Origin of the sequence: Rothia similimucilaginosa (assembly GCF_029850875.1) — a bacterium.
In the GTDB taxonomy this organism is placed as follows: Bacteria; Actinomycetota; Actinomycetes; order Actinomycetales; family Micrococcaceae; genus Rothia.
In genome coordinates this window covers 1-14,409 of the sequence record NZ_JAOVAM010000006.1, presented here as the reverse complement: position 1 = coordinate 14,409, position 14,409 = coordinate 1, and the positions used below count along the sequence as shown (strand labels likewise).

Genomic DNA, 14,409 nt, shown 5'->3' with positions numbered 1-14,409 from the left:
AGAACGTAGCGCACACACCGCATATATGCCGCGGTCACCTTGCCTGGTGGCGGTTGGCGCATCCCAACCCTGTCTAAGGAGTTTTTATGGCAATGATGAGTTTCAACGCTCCGGGTGAGCGTGAGAAGTCCTTGTGGCTGGTCCGTAAGGAGAGCAACCCGAATCATTCTCAGTGGTACATTGACCGTTTTAAGGCGATGGAGGCTGAGGGTAATGATATGGCGGGTGAGTCTCGTCTGGTGAACGCTATGGCTTCTCGTGGTGCGAAGATTCTTGATGCGGGTTCGGGTCCTGGTCGTGTGGGTAAGCAGCTGCACGCGTTGGGTCACCGTGTGACAGGTGTGGATATTGATCCTGAGCTGATTGAGGAGGCGCGCCGCGTCTGCCCGGATGCTACTTGGATTACTGCCGATTTGGTGGATTTGCCGGAGGTGCTGGGCATTGAGGGTGAGGCTACGGCGGAGAATGGTTTTGAGCTGCTAGTGTGTGCGGGTAATGTGATGGGTTTCTTGGCTCGTTCGACTCGTAAGCCGGTGGTGGAGAATTTCCGTAATGTGTTGGCGCCGGGTGGCCGCGCTGTCGTGGGTTATGGTTCGGGTCCGGGCCGTGATTATGCGTTTGAGCAGTTCCTCTCTGATGCGCGCGCGACTGGTCTGAATGTTGATAACACGTATTCGTCGTGGCAGATGCACCCGTTTGTGGAGGGTTCTTCGGAGTTTTTGGTGGCGGTGCTGTCGCGCCCGGCGAGCTAGGCTCGTATCTAAAGCTAGCGCGCAGTACGTCTTGACCTAACGCGTAATGCGTTTTGAGCTAGGCGTACAAATGGCCCGGCGCCTGCCCCATGTGGGGTGGGTGCCGGGCCATTCCGTATTCGGAAGATGCACATCCAAGAAGAAGCACCGGTGAAGCGTGGGTGTTCTAGCGGATGAGGTAGATGGTGCGGGCGATTTCTTCGGGCATGAAGGATGCTGCGAAGAGGATTGCCACGATGATGACGGCGAGTGCGGTCATGAGGCTGGAACGCCAGCCGGGGTGTAGTTCATTGAAGGTGATAAGTCCCTTGTGTTCTTTGTCCATATTGACCACGTTGATCTGCTTGTAGATGGTGGTTTGGGCGGAGAGTTTGGAGGAGACTTCTCGCATAGTTTTGCCGTCCCAGATGCGTCCGTCGATGCGCATGAGTTGTTTGCCGTCTTTGTCAACGGCCCACATGGCAGGGAAGCTACGGTAGCGTAAGCGGCCGGCAACGGTTTTGAGTTTCTGGCCGTAGGCTTTTTTTGGGTAGAGCTTTTCGGCGTAGATGGTGTGGTCAATGTTTTCGAGGGGTACGGCGAACCATCCGAAGGTGCGTGCACGGAGCACGTGGGTTTTGGTGATGACGATAATGGTGGGTTTGAGGACTGAGTAGAGGTTGATACCTGCGATGGTGCCGATAAGAAGCACAAAGATGGTGTACGGCAGGGCTGGTCGCTTGTAGAAGATGAAGGCGAGCGCGGCGAGGAGCACGATGGTGCCGGGGAGTGCCGCTTCGATGCGCCTACCGTAGGAGCGCATGCGGGGGTGGAATAGTTCGTTGACTTCGCCGTATTTGGCGGGGACTTCGTGAGCGCGTTCTGCCATATACACAACTTTAGTGTGTGCGGTGCGTGAAACCTAGCGGACTACCTGCGTTACTCTGGTTCTATGCGTAATTTTTCTCCCGTGGAGCGGGTCCTGGCAATGTGGATGGTCGGTGTTGTGGTGGCGGTTTCTGTGGCTGCTGCGGCGCTGGTTATGACGAATAAGCTGGTGTATGGTCCGACGGGTCAGGTGCGGGAGTATTTTCATGCGTTGCGTACGGGTAATGGTTCGTATGCGCGTGGTTTATTGGGCGCGCAGATTCCGGAGGGTGATGCGTCGCTGCTGGATGGGGATGCTTTGAGGCGTTCGGTGTCTTCTTTGGGTGAGGTGTCGTATGAGGTGGTGGAGACCAGCGAGGATGGGGAGCATGCGACGGTGCGTGCTTCGTATTCTTTGGGGGGTTCGCAGCAGCATACGGATTTTCGTTTGCACCGTTCGGGCACGCATTGGGGCTTTTTTGATAAATGGGCTATTGATGAGGCGTCTTTGCCGTCGGTGAAGGTGAATATTCAGGGTGTGGAGGCTGCGACGATTAATAACCGTAAGGTTGCGGTGGATAAGGGTGCAGCGTCGTTCCCGGTGTTTTATCCGGGTGTGTATGCGGTGTCCTATGATTCGACGGTGTATACAGCGCAGAAAGTGAATGAGGTGGTGACTGCGCAGGATGCGAATCATTCGGTGCGTATGGAATTGAAGCCGAGTGATAATGCTTTGTCGTCGGTGAAGGAGCAGGTGCAGGATCATTTGCAGAAGTGCACCCAGCAGAGCACTCTTTATCCTGGTGGGTGCCCTTTTGAATATGCGTTTACGGGGCGTGTGGATTCTGAGGTGAAGTGGTCTGTTGAGAAGGTTGCGGATCCGCAGGTGAGTGTGAGTTCGGCGGGTGTGTGGTCGTTGAAGCCGATGTCGGGTACAGCAAAGGTGTCGTTTACTCAGTTGGATTTATACACGGGTACACGTTCGCAGGTGCAGAAGGAGATTCCGTTTACGTTGAAAGCGTCGGTGGAGGCGGATGCGAAGGCGGTCCGCGTCTCCTTCTAAGAACGAACGGCGAGAGCCAATATACTCTGAATACGACATCAGGGTGTCCGAGCGAAGCGAGGACGGGTGCCCCTGTAGGAGCGAGGATGACCCGACCTTTTCGCATCCCACAATCCTAAAAGTACAAAGGGAACCGGCACTATCCGCAGCGGTATTAGGGCAGCACAACAGAATAGGGTCAGTATTATCCGTATCGATATCAGGGGTGTCCGAGTATAACGAGGACGGGTGCACCTGTAGGAGCGAGGATAATACTGACCCTTAATTCTTTTCTGTTATAGATCCCTAGTTGATACCGCGCAGGTCCAGGACGAGTTCGCTTTCGTCTGCCTCGTCACCGGTCACGACGACGGGAATACCCCAGTCCTGCTGGTAGAGGTGGCATGCTGCGTGCTCGGGGATATCACCGCCGGGGGTGCCGTCGCAGGCGGCGGCGCGGGCGGTGATGTGCAGGACTGCCTCGGTGATTTCGGGGTTGAGCACGAGGGTGCGGGTCAGTCCGGTGGAGGTGCCGGCCCCTTCCAGGATGAAGTTCTCGGGGGTGGATGAGATCTTCAGCTGAGTGGGGTCGCCCCAGCGGGTGTCAAGCTTCTGGCCGGTGGGCACGGTGAATCGTGAGGTGAATTTGAGGGTGCCGCCGGTGAGCTTGGTGGAGGGGCGTGCGGTGGTGATGGCGCCTTCGTCGACGTGCTGTGCCTTGGCGGGGATGGAGGCGCGTACAAGCTGGTGGGCGTTGGTTTCGACGATGATGAGGCGCGGTTCTTCGCCGGGTACTTCTTCGACGAGCAGGTCGGAGGGTTCATCGAGGCCGCGTTCGAGGGTACCGAGGGTGCCGGTTGCGGGGTCCCAGCGGCGGATGGCGCCGTTGTAAGTGTCAGCGACTGCAATGGATCCGTCGGGTAGTTCGGTCAGACCGAGGGGGTGCTGCATGCGGGCGGTGTCGGAGTCACCGTCGACGAAGCCGAAGTCGAACAGGCCTTTGCCAACGGCGGAGGTGACCTGTACGCCGTCTTCGGCGAAAGTGACGTGGCGCAGGCCGCTGGTTTCGGAGCATGCGATCCAGAGGCTGCCGTCGCGTGCTTCGATGATGCCGGAGGGCTGGGCGAACCATGCGTCGGCGGCGGGGCCGTCGGCGAGGCCTTCGACGCCGGAGCCTGCGAAGATGCTGACGGCACCGTTGGTGGGGTCGTAGCCGAAGAGCTGGTGGGTGCCTGCCATGGCGATGATGAACTGGCCGGCTTCGCGGGAGTAGACGGCGTCCCAGGGTGAGGAGAGCGCGATTTCGGTGGCGGGTACGCCGGCGGGGATGTGGTTGGGGTCACCGGTGATGGTGTTTTCGCCGTCGATGACGCGCTGCACGCCGTTGCCTGCGAGGGTGCGCACTTCACCGGTGCTCAGGTTGAGGGAGCGCAGGCGGTGGTTGACGGTGTCGGCTACCAGCACGTCGTAGCCGAGCTGTTCGCGCAGGTTTTCGGGTACGAGGGCGAGGCCTGCGGGTTCGTTGAAGCGTGCTTCGGTGGCGGTACCGTCGACGTGGCCCTTGACGGGGTGGTTGACGGGGTCATCGCCGCCACCGTAGGTGTTGATGACGGTGTTGAGGTCGGCTGCTACCTGCAGGATGCGGTGGCGTGCGCTGTCTGCGACGAGGTAGGTACGTTCGCGGTTGCCGAAGAGGTTTGCGGGGCCGAATTCGGCAGGCAGTTCGATTGCTTTGCCGGGGAAGGCGTAGGTGCCGGCTGCCTTGGGGCGAGGCACGTAGGGGCCGTCGCCGCGGTGCAGGGTACCCTTCGCTTCGTGTTCTGCGACGAGTTCGTGGACGAGGGAAGTGAGGCCCTGTACGTGGCCTTCGCCGGAGAGGTGGGCGACGATGTAACCTTCGGGGTCGACGACGACGAGGGTGGGCCATGCGCGGGCGGTGTATGCCTGCCAGGTGGTCAATTCTGGGTCGTCGAGTACGGGGTGGGTGATGTGGTAACGGTCGACGGCTGCGGCGAGCGCTACGGGGTCTGCTTCGTGTTCGAATTTGGGGCTGTGTACGCCCACGGTGACGAGTACATCGGAGAATTCTTCTTCGAGGGGGCGTAGTTCGTCGAGGACATGCAAGCAGTTGATGCAGCAGAGGGTCCAGAAGTCGAGAATAACGATTTTGCCTCGAAGATCCTGCAGGGTGAGGTTTTTGTCGCCGGTGTTGAGCCAGGCTCGACCTTCGAGTTCGCTGGCACGTACGCGTACGCTGCGGATGGTGTTCTCGCTCATGGTTCTCTCTCCTGTTGGGTGCGCCATGTGTGGGCGCGTTGGTTTGCTGTCCCCATTATGCCAGCGTGGGGTGGGTGGTTCGCTGGGAGTTGAGGTTTGTGACTTGGGGGCTTAATGACTCGTCATATTAAGTCACATTGCGGGTAGTGTGTGGATACATAAAAGCGCCCCGCACGCATCACGTTCGGATGCGCACGGGGCGTCTTATAAGTCACAAGCTTGTTACGCTCTGCAAGCATCACTAGCTACTATTACTCTTTACAGCTTACTTGGGCTGTACGGGCTTGACGGGGTTCACGGTGGCGCCGACAGGCTTGAGGGGTACGGAGGGTACTTCGATTGTGTTCTTGCCGCCGGTCTGTTTCCAGGCACCGTTAGCTTCTACCTCGACTACGCCATTCTCACCGGTCTGTTCCCAGGAGCCGTCTGCTTTCACCTCTATATTGCCACTCGGGCCGACGCGTTCCCAAGAGCCGTCAGCATCAACTTCTACAATATCGCCGTTGGGGGCGTGGTAGGACCAGCCACCGTCAGGGTCGATCTGGATCATGGTGTAGCCGTTGACGGCTGCGTTGCCGTTGCCTGCGTTGACGCTGGTACCGTTGGCACCGTTGACGGTCACGCCGTCTTCGGTAACGGTGACGGTGCCTTGGGAACTAGTTGCAGTGGCGCTCGGGGAGGCTGCGTCGCTTGCTTTGACGGTAACCTGGCCGTTGCCTGCTGCATCGGCGGTGGATGAAGCCTTGGCGGTTGCAGTGGCAACGGGTACCGGAGTGGCGGCGGATGTATTCTGCTCACCGCAGGCACTCAGGCCGAGTGCTGCGATTGCTGCGAGGGACAGTGCTGCCACGCCGGTGCGGAAGCGACGGTTGGTGGTCTGTGCGGAAGTATGCTGGGCTGGGCGTTCCATGAGGTAGCTCTCCTTGTGCCTCCCGGAAGATTAATCGTCCCGGGTTTGTATGGTTGATTTTCCGGGTGGGATGGGGCCGTTGTGTATTGTGTGTGGCTTTTCCTTCACCGGTGACTCCAGCATAGGGGGTGAGTCTAAGATTGAGCTTTAGTTTGCTGTGTTTATGCTGTGTCCAGACAGCAATGTATAAGTATTTTTCCCAAAGGGGTTTCATATTTGCGGTTTTTTGGCTTAGCTTATGCATAGCTTTCTATCTATATGTATAAGTTTTCTTTATTTTTTCTGTAGTCCCCCCTAGCTTCTTCTGCGAAATAGGGATAGTTTCTGTGTTTTCAGCTCAACCACCAATTAAGGTCATAAAGACACAACTAATCAGCGATTCTAGGGGGCCGCCTCACCTGCCTAGGGGCGCTTCCGCTACTTGAGCCCCCTTCGGCAGGGTTTTCTCCACTATTTTCCCTTGGGCAGGCATAACAAAAGACCCCCACCGTGAGGGTGGGGGTCTTTTGTCAGATTCAAAGTCTCAAGAGTTACTTCTTCTGAGCGACTGCTACCTTCAGCTTGGAGCCTGCGGTCAGCTTCACGCCGTGACCGGCGGGAATCTGGATAGTTTCGCCGGTCTGCGGGTTACGGCCGGTACGAGCTGCACGGTCGGTGCGCTCGATTGCCATCCAACCGGGGATGGTAATCTTCTCGCCCTTGGAGACGGAAGACTCGAAAACCTGGAACACTGCGTCGAGTACTGCGTTGACGGTTGCCTGGCTCTTGCCAGACTTCTCTGCAACCTCTGCAACGAGTTCGGTACGGTTCTTAGCCATTAGGGTGCCCCTTCCAGAGACTTAGATTTGAGTCTAAAGCGAGTGACCGTCTTGCGACGGAAAACCGTTTAGGAACTAAAATACCAGATTTACCAGCTGGACTTGGTGATACCGGGCAGCTCGCCACGGTGTGCCATCTCGCGGAAGCGCACGCGGGAGATACCGAACTTCTGGAAGGTACCGCGGGGGCGGCCGTCGATCTGGTCGCGGTTACGCACGCGAACGGGGGAAGCGTTGCGGGGCAGCTTCTGCAGTGCCACGCGTGCTGCTTCGCGCTCCTCGGGGGTAGCGTTCTCGTCGATCAGGGTCTTCTTCAGTGCGATACGCTTCTCGTTGTAGCGAGCGACGATGACCTTGCGCTGCTCGTTGCGAGCGATCTTGGACTTCTTAGCCATTCTTAGCGCTCCTCTCGGAAGTCAACGTGCTTGCGGACGACGGGGTCGTACTTCTTCAGCACCATGCGGTCGGGGTTGTTGCGGCGGTTCTTACGGGTCACGTAGGTGTAACCGGTGCCAGCAGTGGACTTGAGCTTGATGATAGGACGGAGGTCCTTAGCCTTGGATGCCATTTACTAGATCTTCTCCCCGCGTGCGATGATTTCTGCAACAACGGCATCGATGCCACGAGCATCGATAACCTTGATGCCCTTAGCGGACACGTTCAGGGTTACCTTACGACGCAGCGAAGGAACCCAGTAGGTCTTCTTCTGAACGTTCGGATCGAATCGACGCTTGTTGCGGCGATGCGAGTGCGAAATGCTGTGTCCAAAGCCGGGAACAGCTCCGGTCACCTGGCAGACTGCTGCCATGTTTCACTCCTTTATTGATTGACTTTTATGACGGTACGCAGTCGATGTTACTCGTGAGCGTCCCGCCACCAATGTAGAAGCACCGGGTTATTCGCCGGGCTAGAGTGTTTGAGATCGTCACGTGGGTGAGAGGCCACGTATCGATCCCCGCCGCGGGAAAAACGGTGAAGCTTATTAGTGTCGAGAGGCGTTTCCACCACTACGAACAGCGTTAAATTCTAGGTAAATACGGGGGTTCGTGCAAGCCTGCACGCCGGATTTTGCCTTAAAAATCCGCGGAATCTCGGTGTTCTGAGCCGATTGCACCTCATTTAAGCGAAGTGCTTGATTCGCAGATGCACGCCTGCCCTCGAACGGCAAACATACCTATCCATTCTACCAAAAATGGGTGTTTTTGCAAGTCCAGATGTTTTTAAGGAATTCTATAACACCCCTAGTCAGGCATTAATGCGCCATTTTAAGAACGGACATTCTCTATGTGACCGGGGATAAATTACACCGGTGAAATTCGTGTTGTGAGATTAACAGCTTAAGCCGGTTTTAAGCCGTAAACAGCCCCACGTAGCCAACTCTTACGGTGTGCGTAGGGCTGTTAAACAGGTTTAAACACGCGTTTAAAGAGCATTTAACTCTCGTTTTAACGCTTCCACCCCGGTTTTAAAGGGCAGTCTATGGGTTCGCAACGGTACGAATAACGGCGGATTGACCCCTTCCCGTTACGGCGTAGATGCAGACACAAATACGGCACAAATGCAGCGCATGGCACTCCCCCGGCATACAGTTCTACACCGTAACATGCGACCCTCGGCGTTAGCTCTTAAGGCCTGCCGCGAGGACCCACTCCGGGTACTTGGGGCTCACACCGTCGCCGGAGCTCGTGCCCTTCAGCCGGCGACCAATCCACGGCAGGGCAAACTCGCGGACCCAGCGTGCCTCCTGCTCGACCTTCTCACGAGCGGTCAGCTGCACCTCCGGGGGTATTACCGGTTCGGTGACCACACCGGGCAGGCCGAGCTGTGCCAGCACGCGGGATGCGAAGCGTTCGTGGCCGAGGTGGTTCATGTGCAGGCGATCGTCAGCCCATAGACGCCAGTCGAGAAAGTCATTCCAGCGCCAGTAGTCGATGATGTGCACGCCGTAGTCTTCAGCGATACCGCGCAGTAGCTCGTTGTAGGTGGCAGTGCGGCCGCGGGTACGGGAGAAGGGGCCTTGGCCCTGCACATCCAGGCCGGTTACGGTAAGCACTTCGATTCCTTCGCCGCGCAGGGTGGCGAAGGCTTCGTCTACGTGAGTCATGAGCCGGTCAATATCCACGTTGGGTCGCATGATGTCGTTGCCACCGCCGTAGAAGGTGACGAGGTTGGGCTTCAACTCCAAGGCGTGGGGCAGCTGCTCCTCAAGGATGGGGATGAGCAGACGGCCGCGGATGGCGAGGTTTACGTACTGCGCCTGCGGGTCTACTGCACCGAGGCCTTCGGCAACGCGGTCTGCCCAGCCGCGCAGGCTGTTAGGGCGGCGGCGGTCAACATCGCCCACGCCTTCGGTGAAGGAGTCGCCGATTGCCACGTAGCGTACTGATTCACCGTTGAGCATGCCGTTGGAGTCCAGGAGCGGGGTCGTCATTGTGTTCTTCTTTCCGGGCCTCTGTAGAGATTGCCCCCTTTTGTGGAAGAAGCCGGCACACCCGCGCGATGTACCGGGTTCTTCGCTGAGCTTTCAGTGCGTCCTGTTGCCCAGTATCCCATTGTTATGGGCGCTTCAACAGATACGAGCGGGGGTTTCTTAGGATTTGACAGCACTCTGCGTGCTATGCGGAGAGACGGTATTGGGTTGGGCGTCATCATCCTTACAGGGAATTGAGAATAGCAAATCCTCCGCTCTGTTCACACTTCTATAGAACAGCGTGGAGGATTTGCTATATTGGCGAACTTTAGAAGTTCACTTTTCCGTTGACGAGCCAGCCGCCTTTCGATGCACGCTGGAAGACTTCCTGAGCCATGGTGCGGCCGTAGGTCTTGGAGATATGGTTATCATCAAAGTAGACGTAGATGTTTCCAATCACGGGGCTGCACATGCCGTCCGGGCAGTACACGTCCTTCAGATCCACCATGACGGCACCCTGGTCGCGGTACTTGTCGAAGATTTCCTGTGCGGGGTTTTCTTCGGCGTACTTTTCGCTTGCGGGTCGTGCACAGGAACTCTTGTCGGCACCGGCCTTCTGAGCGCATTCGTAAATGTTGTACTCGAAGCGCGGGTTATCGCGCAGGCCGATGACCTGGACTCCTGCCTCAGTGAGGCGGCGGACCGTCTCGTCGAGGCTCGAGTCGACTCGTTCGTCGTTCGAGCGGGCCTGGGCAACGGTGGCGATAAGCACCACGGTCTGCGGCTTACGCTTAATAATTTCCTCGGTCATCTTGGTGTTGAATTCCGAGCATTCGTTGCTGGCATTGACGGCGTGGACCGGGTACTGGCAGCCACCGAATAGGTAGGTCTGCAGATTGGTCTTGGTCTGTTCTGCAATGGGCTTGAAGATGCTCAGCGCCTGCTCAGCGTGGGAGTTACCGATGACCATTGTCAGCGGCGCGTCCTCGGGGCCGTACTTCTGCACGCTGCAGTATTTGGCGAGTGCCGGGTCGGATGGCGCGAAACCACCAGCGCAGGGGTCGCTCAGTCCGTCGAACTGGGTTTTGACGTCGCCACCGGAGGGGATGGGGGTGTCAATGAGTCCCTGCTGGGGGCCGCCGATAGCCCGGGCACCGGGGTAGTTTTCACTGGCGGTCTGTACCTTCAGTTCGGCATTGTGCTCGGACTGGGCGTTGCGGTAGCCAATCCAGGTCTGTGCGGCGACCAGGGGTATGCCTGCGACCAGGAAGATTGCGAGGATGAAGGCGAGCTGGTCTGCCCAGGTCTTGACGGAGAAGACGGTCTTGAAGCGCATCTTCATCATGAGCCAGGGTACGAAGGGGTCCTTGCGGTAGCGCAGCGGCTTCTCGACAAAGCGGATAAGCAGCCAGGCCAGGCCGATGGAGGCAAGGATGATGACGGCACCTTCGATGAAGTTCACTCGGGAGGTGCCGACAGCGCTGCTGTAGAGAATGAGGATGGGCCAGTGTACCAGGTACAGCGCGTAGGAGATGTTGCCGAGGTTCTGCAGGGGCGCGGAGACCAGCAGCCGATCGATACCCCAGCGGCTGTTGGTGCGGCCTGCCATGATGACGAGCGCGCCGGAGAGCACGGGCCAGAGTGCCAGGTAGCCGGGGAATGCTCGTTCGACGGGGAGAATTGCGCCGCAGGTGACCAGACCGATAATGCCGATCCAGCCCATGACAATTCGCGTCTTTTCGGGTGCTTTCCACTTGAGAGTGAGCATTGCCAGCAGAGTACCGATGGCAAATTCCCAGAGGCGGGTGCGGGTGTCAAAGTAGGCGAATCCCTGGTTGGTGTCGGTTTCAACGATGGAGAAGGTCAGGGATGCGACGAACACCGTGTTGAAGACAAATACCGCGGTGGTGAAGAGGTTCCCGCGGAATCTGCGTACGAAGTAGGCTACTGCTGCGAAGAGCAGGGGCCAGATGATGAAAATCTGTCCCTGGATGGAGAGCGACCAGAAGTGCTGGAATGGTGACTTCACGGAGGCGTTTTGGGCGTAGTAGTCTACGGAGCTAAACGCGAGGTTCCAGTTCTGGAAGTAGAACAGGGAACTCGTTGCGTCGGTTACGGTTTGCGACCAGCGGCTGGGTGCAAGGATGAAGAAGGACGCAATGGTGGTACCCGCAATAACTACTGTGGCTACCGGCAACAGACGCTGGAAAACGTGCAGCCAGTAGCTCAGGAGGTTGAGGAGCTTGCCTTCGTTGATCTTACGCATGAAGGAGAGCGAGAGTAGGAAGGCGGAGATGAAGATGAATACATCCACACCGCCAGAAACTTTACCGAACCAGACGTGGTAGAGCACCACAAGGAGCACGGCGAAGGCACGCAGACCCTGAATTTCAGGGCGGAACCCTCTCGATTCGATGAACTTTTCGAGGGGGTAGTCGCTGGCTTCGCGTGCTTTGATGCTGTGCGGTGCAGTGGTGTAGGCTTCCTGCGAGGGGGGGGGCTGCGGGATTCCGGAGGTTTCAGACATTCTCGGTTCCTCAGGATGGATCGTTGATGTGTTGTACGGGTTCTGTAGACACTACAGGACCCGTACAATAAAATCCTGACTCGCACCTCTGCTATGAGGCTGGTGCGAACCAGGATTTTTCTGAGCCCCCTACCGGATTCGAACCGGTGACCCTCTGTTTACAAGACAGATGCTCTGGCCAACTGAGCTAAGGAGGCAACCTGTCCAGTGTACCCTATTCTCGCGGTGGAGTCTGCTTAGTTGTTCTTTTAGGTTTTGGTTGAGAATACTTCTAAATTATGGGGTGCTGGTACGTTCGTTTCTTTCGTTTTACCCCTTAACAGCACCACTTCTGTATGCTGCTCACTCATCCCTTGTACTCATCACAGTGTATGGAAAAACCCGGTAGCCTCGCATGGAGGTTACCGGGTTTTTCTATCGAAGAGGTTACTTCTTCTTAGCTTCGATCTTTTCCTTCAGGAAGGTACTGAAGTCGTTGCTGGTGTACTGGTCACCATCAACGAAGACGGTCGGGGTACCCTGAATGCCGTTCTTTGCGGATTCAGCGTTGACCACGTCCACGAAGGGGCGCCACTTGCCGTCGTTCATATCGGAGCCGATAGACGCACCGTGCTTAGAAGCGATGTCAGCGATTTGTTGGTTGTTCATGTCACCACTACCCCGCTTGTTGAAGATTTCGCGCTGGTAGTTCAGGAATTCACTGGTACTGATCTGGTTTGCCACGGAGTATGCTGCTGCCGCATTACGGGCGGAGTATGCGGTGGGCGAGGTGCGGTCCAGGAAGGTCAGGTTACGGATTTCCAGGGTGATGGTGCCGTCTTCGACGAGCTTCTGGATTTCTTCACCGTACTTCTTCTCGAACTCTGCGCAGTGCACGCAGTTGTAGTCCTGGAAGATGGTGACGCGAACGGGCTGGCCGTTCTTGGATGCCTCTTCAGCGGTCTGCACACCCGGGGGCAGGGTATTAACTGCTGCTACTGTTCCGTTGACCATGGGGGTTACGGAGGAGGTCGAGGTTGCGAGCTGCTTGAAGTCGCGGTTCTCCTGGGTGGAGGAGTTCTTGACGATGCCGTCCTTGGTCAGCACGATACCACCGTATTCGTTGGCGCTGGAGGGCACCGGGCCGCTTTCTGCTACCTTGGTATTCTTGTTGCCGTTGACCACGACGAAGCCGATGATACCTACGATAATGAGGGCCACGGCGAGTACGCCGAACTGGAGCCAGCGGCGGCTTGCCTGGCTGGGGCTCTTCTTGGCCTGCTGGGCCGCAATCTGGCGGGCTTTTTCGCGGGCGTCGGTCGACATGCCTGCTCCTTTGGTTGGGATTATGGGTGGCGGTTCGTCCACTTCATCTAGCCTACTCCGGTTGGAGTAAGCGTCATCCGAGTAAAGATGACCTGACTCTTCCGGCACGGGGTTGTTCTTATCCGCTATAGGGTGTTCTAGAGTTATAGCTTCCTGCCGTATATGGCAGCTGAAAGCTATATCGATCAGTTCCTATCACGTGGATAGGTTCTGTCTTATCTCTAGTATGGACGTACCGCGCTACCCGTCTAGCCTACCGAATGGGTGCCGTATCGGCTAGTTAATACTCTGACTGAGATACTGTGATGTCTATTCTCACGCTCTCAGCTTATTTTCCTTATAAGCTTTCGTAACTCTGAGAGGTTCCTACCTGCCACAAGCTAAGCCGAGGCACCCACCCGGTTCAGCTCACCAGCCGTTAGGGAATGTTGTAGACTTCCACTCCACCAATGAAGGAGCGGGTGTTGTAGTTACCCTTCCATTTCCATTTCACGCTCAGGCCGTGCTTCTCCAGTACGGGAATAACCGTCTCTCGCAGCAACTGTACAGAGAGCTTCTCGTGAAGGGCCCTAATCTCTTCCTTCTGCGCATCGCTCAGGATATTCCATTTTTCTTCGTCCCTGGGGTAAGCAAGGAAGGAACCAAAACCAATGTAGGTGCCGCCGCTCTCAGCCAGGCTTTCGGTGTCTTGCTGATGGAAGTAGATGTATCCCTTCCATTCACGGCTATCGTCCATTTCGCCCCAGATTTCTGCGGATGCTCAGGTACCGCAGCAGGTAAAGTTCTGTCGTGTAATGACTCCTTCTTCTTCCAGGGCTGCGAAGGCACGGTTGAGGTTGGAGTTCTTCTGCATTTCGGGGGTAATGCCCAGCTCAGCGGCAAAGGCACGACGACGCTTGATGAGCTCTTCAGTGTACTCTTCAGCCCGCTTTTCCCAGAGCTTGCTATCTTCATCGTCGTATCCCAGGTCGAGGGCGCCCATAATACTTTCGACGTACAGGTCAGTGTCAGGTTCTCCCATGAAGATTAGGGGCCAGAGGCCCCAACGCAGCTCGGCTTCGTCTTCTTCGTCCAGTCCCCATTCTTTGGGGAATGGCAGGTCAAGGCGTTCTTCGCTCCAGCGTTCGTAGATGTCTTCTCATCAGCCATGATGATGCTCCTTTGCTTGCTCTCTACTTATTGAGGTAGAGATACGGCCTGCTTTTGTTGTTAAGGTATCAAGAGTTTCTCCACTGCGCCCTCTATTTTCGTCATTCAGACGGAGCTGTTAACTTCCCATCTCGTCGCCCCTGCATCAGGTTGGCAGGCTGTCTAGGCTGCATCCCCTGTTTCTCTGCTTCTCAGCTGAGTCTCTGAATCTTTGCACCTCTGATGAATTAGGTGTCTTTCGTTCTAGGAGTTTTTGGGTACACAAAAAGAGGGGAAGACCTATAAGGTCTTCCCCTCTTGAATAAAAAACCCGCGGTGACCTACTCTCCCACACCCTCAAAAGTGCAGTACCATCGGCGCAAAGAGCCTTAGC

The 14,409-nt window shown here is 56.7% G+C and carries 12 protein-coding genes, 1 tRNA gene and 1 pseudogene; 2 read left to right on the top strand and 12 right to left on the bottom strand.

Translation table 11 applies throughout. From position 1 onward, the window contains the following. The first annotated feature begins 86 nt into the window (after window positions 1-86). Window positions 87-752: a class I SAM-dependent methyltransferase gene (locus QFX05_RS05610; RefSeq protein ID WP_279741660.1), complete on the top strand. Its 666-nt coding sequence runs from the start codon at window positions 87-89 to the stop codon at window positions 750-752. 166 nt (window positions 753-918) lie between these two features. Here the strand turns inward: QFX05_RS05610 and QFX05_RS05605 are convergent, their stop codons facing one another. Further along, a complete protein-coding gene (locus QFX05_RS05605) occupies window positions 919-1,620 on the bottom strand; it encodes a hypothetical protein (protein WP_279741659.1) in 702 nt (233 codons plus the stop codon). 63 nt (window positions 1,621-1,683) lie between these two features. Between QFX05_RS05605 and QFX05_RS05600 the strand changes: the two genes are divergently transcribed. After that, on the top strand, window positions 1,684-2,661 hold the full coding sequence (locus tag QFX05_RS05600) for a zinc ribbon domain-containing protein (protein WP_279741657.1): 978 nt from the start codon (window positions 1,684-1,686) through the stop codon (window positions 2,659-2,661). Window positions 2,662-2,946: 285 nt separating this feature from the next. Here QFX05_RS05600 and QFX05_RS05595 read toward each other — a convergent pair whose 3' ends face one another. The 11 genes and pseudogenes from QFX05_RS05595 to QFX05_RS08400 all read right to left on the bottom strand — a co-directional run bounded on the left by QFX05_RS05595 (window position 2,947) and on the right by QFX05_RS08400 (window position 13,908). Beyond that, on the bottom strand, window positions 2,947-4,917 hold the full coding sequence (locus QFX05_RS05595; RefSeq protein WP_279741656.1) for an NHL domain-containing thioredoxin family protein: 1,971 nt from the start codon (window positions 4,915-4,917) through the stop codon (window positions 2,947-2,949). Between the two features lie 265 nt (window positions 4,918-5,182). Continuing rightward, on the bottom strand, window positions 5,183-5,827 hold the full coding sequence (locus QFX05_RS05590; protein WP_279741654.1) for a hypothetical protein: 645 nt from the start codon (window positions 5,825-5,827) through the stop codon (window positions 5,183-5,185). Between the two features lie 530 nt (window positions 5,828-6,357). Continuing rightward, window positions 6,358-6,645, bottom strand: a complete 288-nt coding sequence (locus QFX05_RS05585) for an HU family DNA-binding protein (RefSeq protein WP_279741652.1) — start codon at window positions 6,643-6,645, stop codon at window positions 6,358-6,360. Window positions 6,646-6,734: 89 nt separating this feature from the next. Continuing rightward, window positions 6,735-7,040, bottom strand: coding sequence for a 30S ribosomal protein S14 (gene rpsN, locus QFX05_RS05580; protein WP_005506731.1), 306 nt, complete (start codon window positions 7,038-7,040; stop codon window positions 6,735-6,737). 2 nt (window positions 7,041-7,042) lie between these two features. After that, window positions 7,043-7,213: a 50S ribosomal protein L33 gene (gene rpmG / locus QFX05_RS05575; RefSeq protein ID WP_004005967.1), complete on the bottom strand. Its 171-nt coding sequence runs from the start codon at window positions 7,211-7,213 to the stop codon at window positions 7,043-7,045. Window positions 7,214-7,216: 3 nt separating this feature from the next. Beyond that, on the bottom strand, window positions 7,217-7,453 hold the full coding sequence (gene rpmB, locus QFX05_RS05570) for a 50S ribosomal protein L28 (protein ID WP_004005966.1): 237 nt from the start codon (window positions 7,451-7,453) through the stop codon (window positions 7,217-7,219). Between the two features lie 810 nt (window positions 7,454-8,263). After that, entirely contained in the window at window positions 8,264-9,076 is an 813-nt protein-coding gene (locus QFX05_RS05565; RefSeq protein ID WP_279741645.1) for an SGNH/GDSL hydrolase family protein, read from the bottom strand. Between the two features lie 307 nt (window positions 9,077-9,383). Continuing rightward, on the bottom strand, window positions 9,384-11,582 hold the full coding sequence (locus QFX05_RS05560) for an acyltransferase family protein (protein WP_279741644.1): 2,199 nt from the start codon (window positions 11,580-11,582) through the stop codon (window positions 9,384-9,386). Between the two features lie 123 nt (window positions 11,583-11,705). Further along, a tRNA-Thr gene (locus QFX05_RS05555) sits at window positions 11,706-11,779 on the bottom strand. A gap of 229 nt (window positions 11,780-12,008) precedes the next feature. Next, complete coding sequence (locus tag QFX05_RS05550; RefSeq protein WP_279741642.1) at window positions 12,009-12,887, bottom strand: DsbA family protein; 879 nt, start codon at window positions 12,885-12,887, stop codon at window positions 12,009-12,011. Window positions 12,888-13,305: 418 nt separating this feature from the next. After that, a pseudogene (locus QFX05_RS08400) lies at window positions 13,306-13,908 on the bottom strand (DUF6891 domain-containing protein). Between the last annotated feature and the right edge of the window lie 501 nt (window positions 13,909-14,409).

Coding starts and splice junctions, on each gene's coding strand:
- QFX05_RS05610 (WP_279741660.1), top strand. CDS start 87: ATGGCAATGATGAGTTTCAACGCTCCGGGTGAGCGTGAGAAGTCCTTG.
- QFX05_RS05605 (WP_279741659.1), bottom strand. CDS start 1,620: ATGGCAGAACGCGCTCACGAAGTCCCCGCCAAATACGGCGAAGTCAAC.
- QFX05_RS05600 (WP_279741657.1), top strand. CDS start 1,684: ATGCGTAATTTTTCTCCCGTGGAGCGGGTCCTGGCAATGTGGATGGTC.
- QFX05_RS05595 (WP_279741656.1), bottom strand. CDS start 4,917: ATGAGCGAGAACACCATCCGCAGCGTACGCGTACGTGCCAGCGAACTC.
- QFX05_RS05590 (WP_279741654.1), bottom strand. CDS start 5,827: ATGGAACGCCCAGCCCAGCATACTTCCGCACAGACCACCAACCGTCGC.
- QFX05_RS05585 (WP_279741652.1), bottom strand. CDS start 6,645: ATGGCTAAGAACCGTACCGAACTCGTTGCAGAGGTTGCAGAGAAGTCT.
- rpsN (WP_005506731.1), bottom strand. CDS start 7,040: ATGGCTAAGAAGTCCAAGATCGCTCGCAACGAGCAGCGCAAGGTCATC.
- rpmG (WP_004005967.1), bottom strand. CDS start 7,213: ATGGCATCCAAGGCTAAGGACCTCCGTCCTATCATCAAGCTCAAGTCC.
- rpmB (WP_004005966.1), bottom strand. CDS start 7,453: ATGGCAGCAGTCTGCCAGGTGACCGGAGCTGTTCCCGGCTTTGGACAC.
- QFX05_RS05565 (WP_279741645.1), bottom strand. CDS start 9,076: ATGACGACCCCGCTCCTGGACTCCAACGGCATGCTCAACGGTGAATCA.
- QFX05_RS05560 (WP_279741644.1), bottom strand. CDS start 11,582: ATGTCTGAAACCTCCGGAATCCCGCAGCCCCCCCCCTCGCAGGAAGCC.
- QFX05_RS05550 (WP_279741642.1), bottom strand. CDS start 12,887: ATGTCGACCGACGCCCGCGAAAAAGCCCGCCAGATTGCGGCCCAGCAG.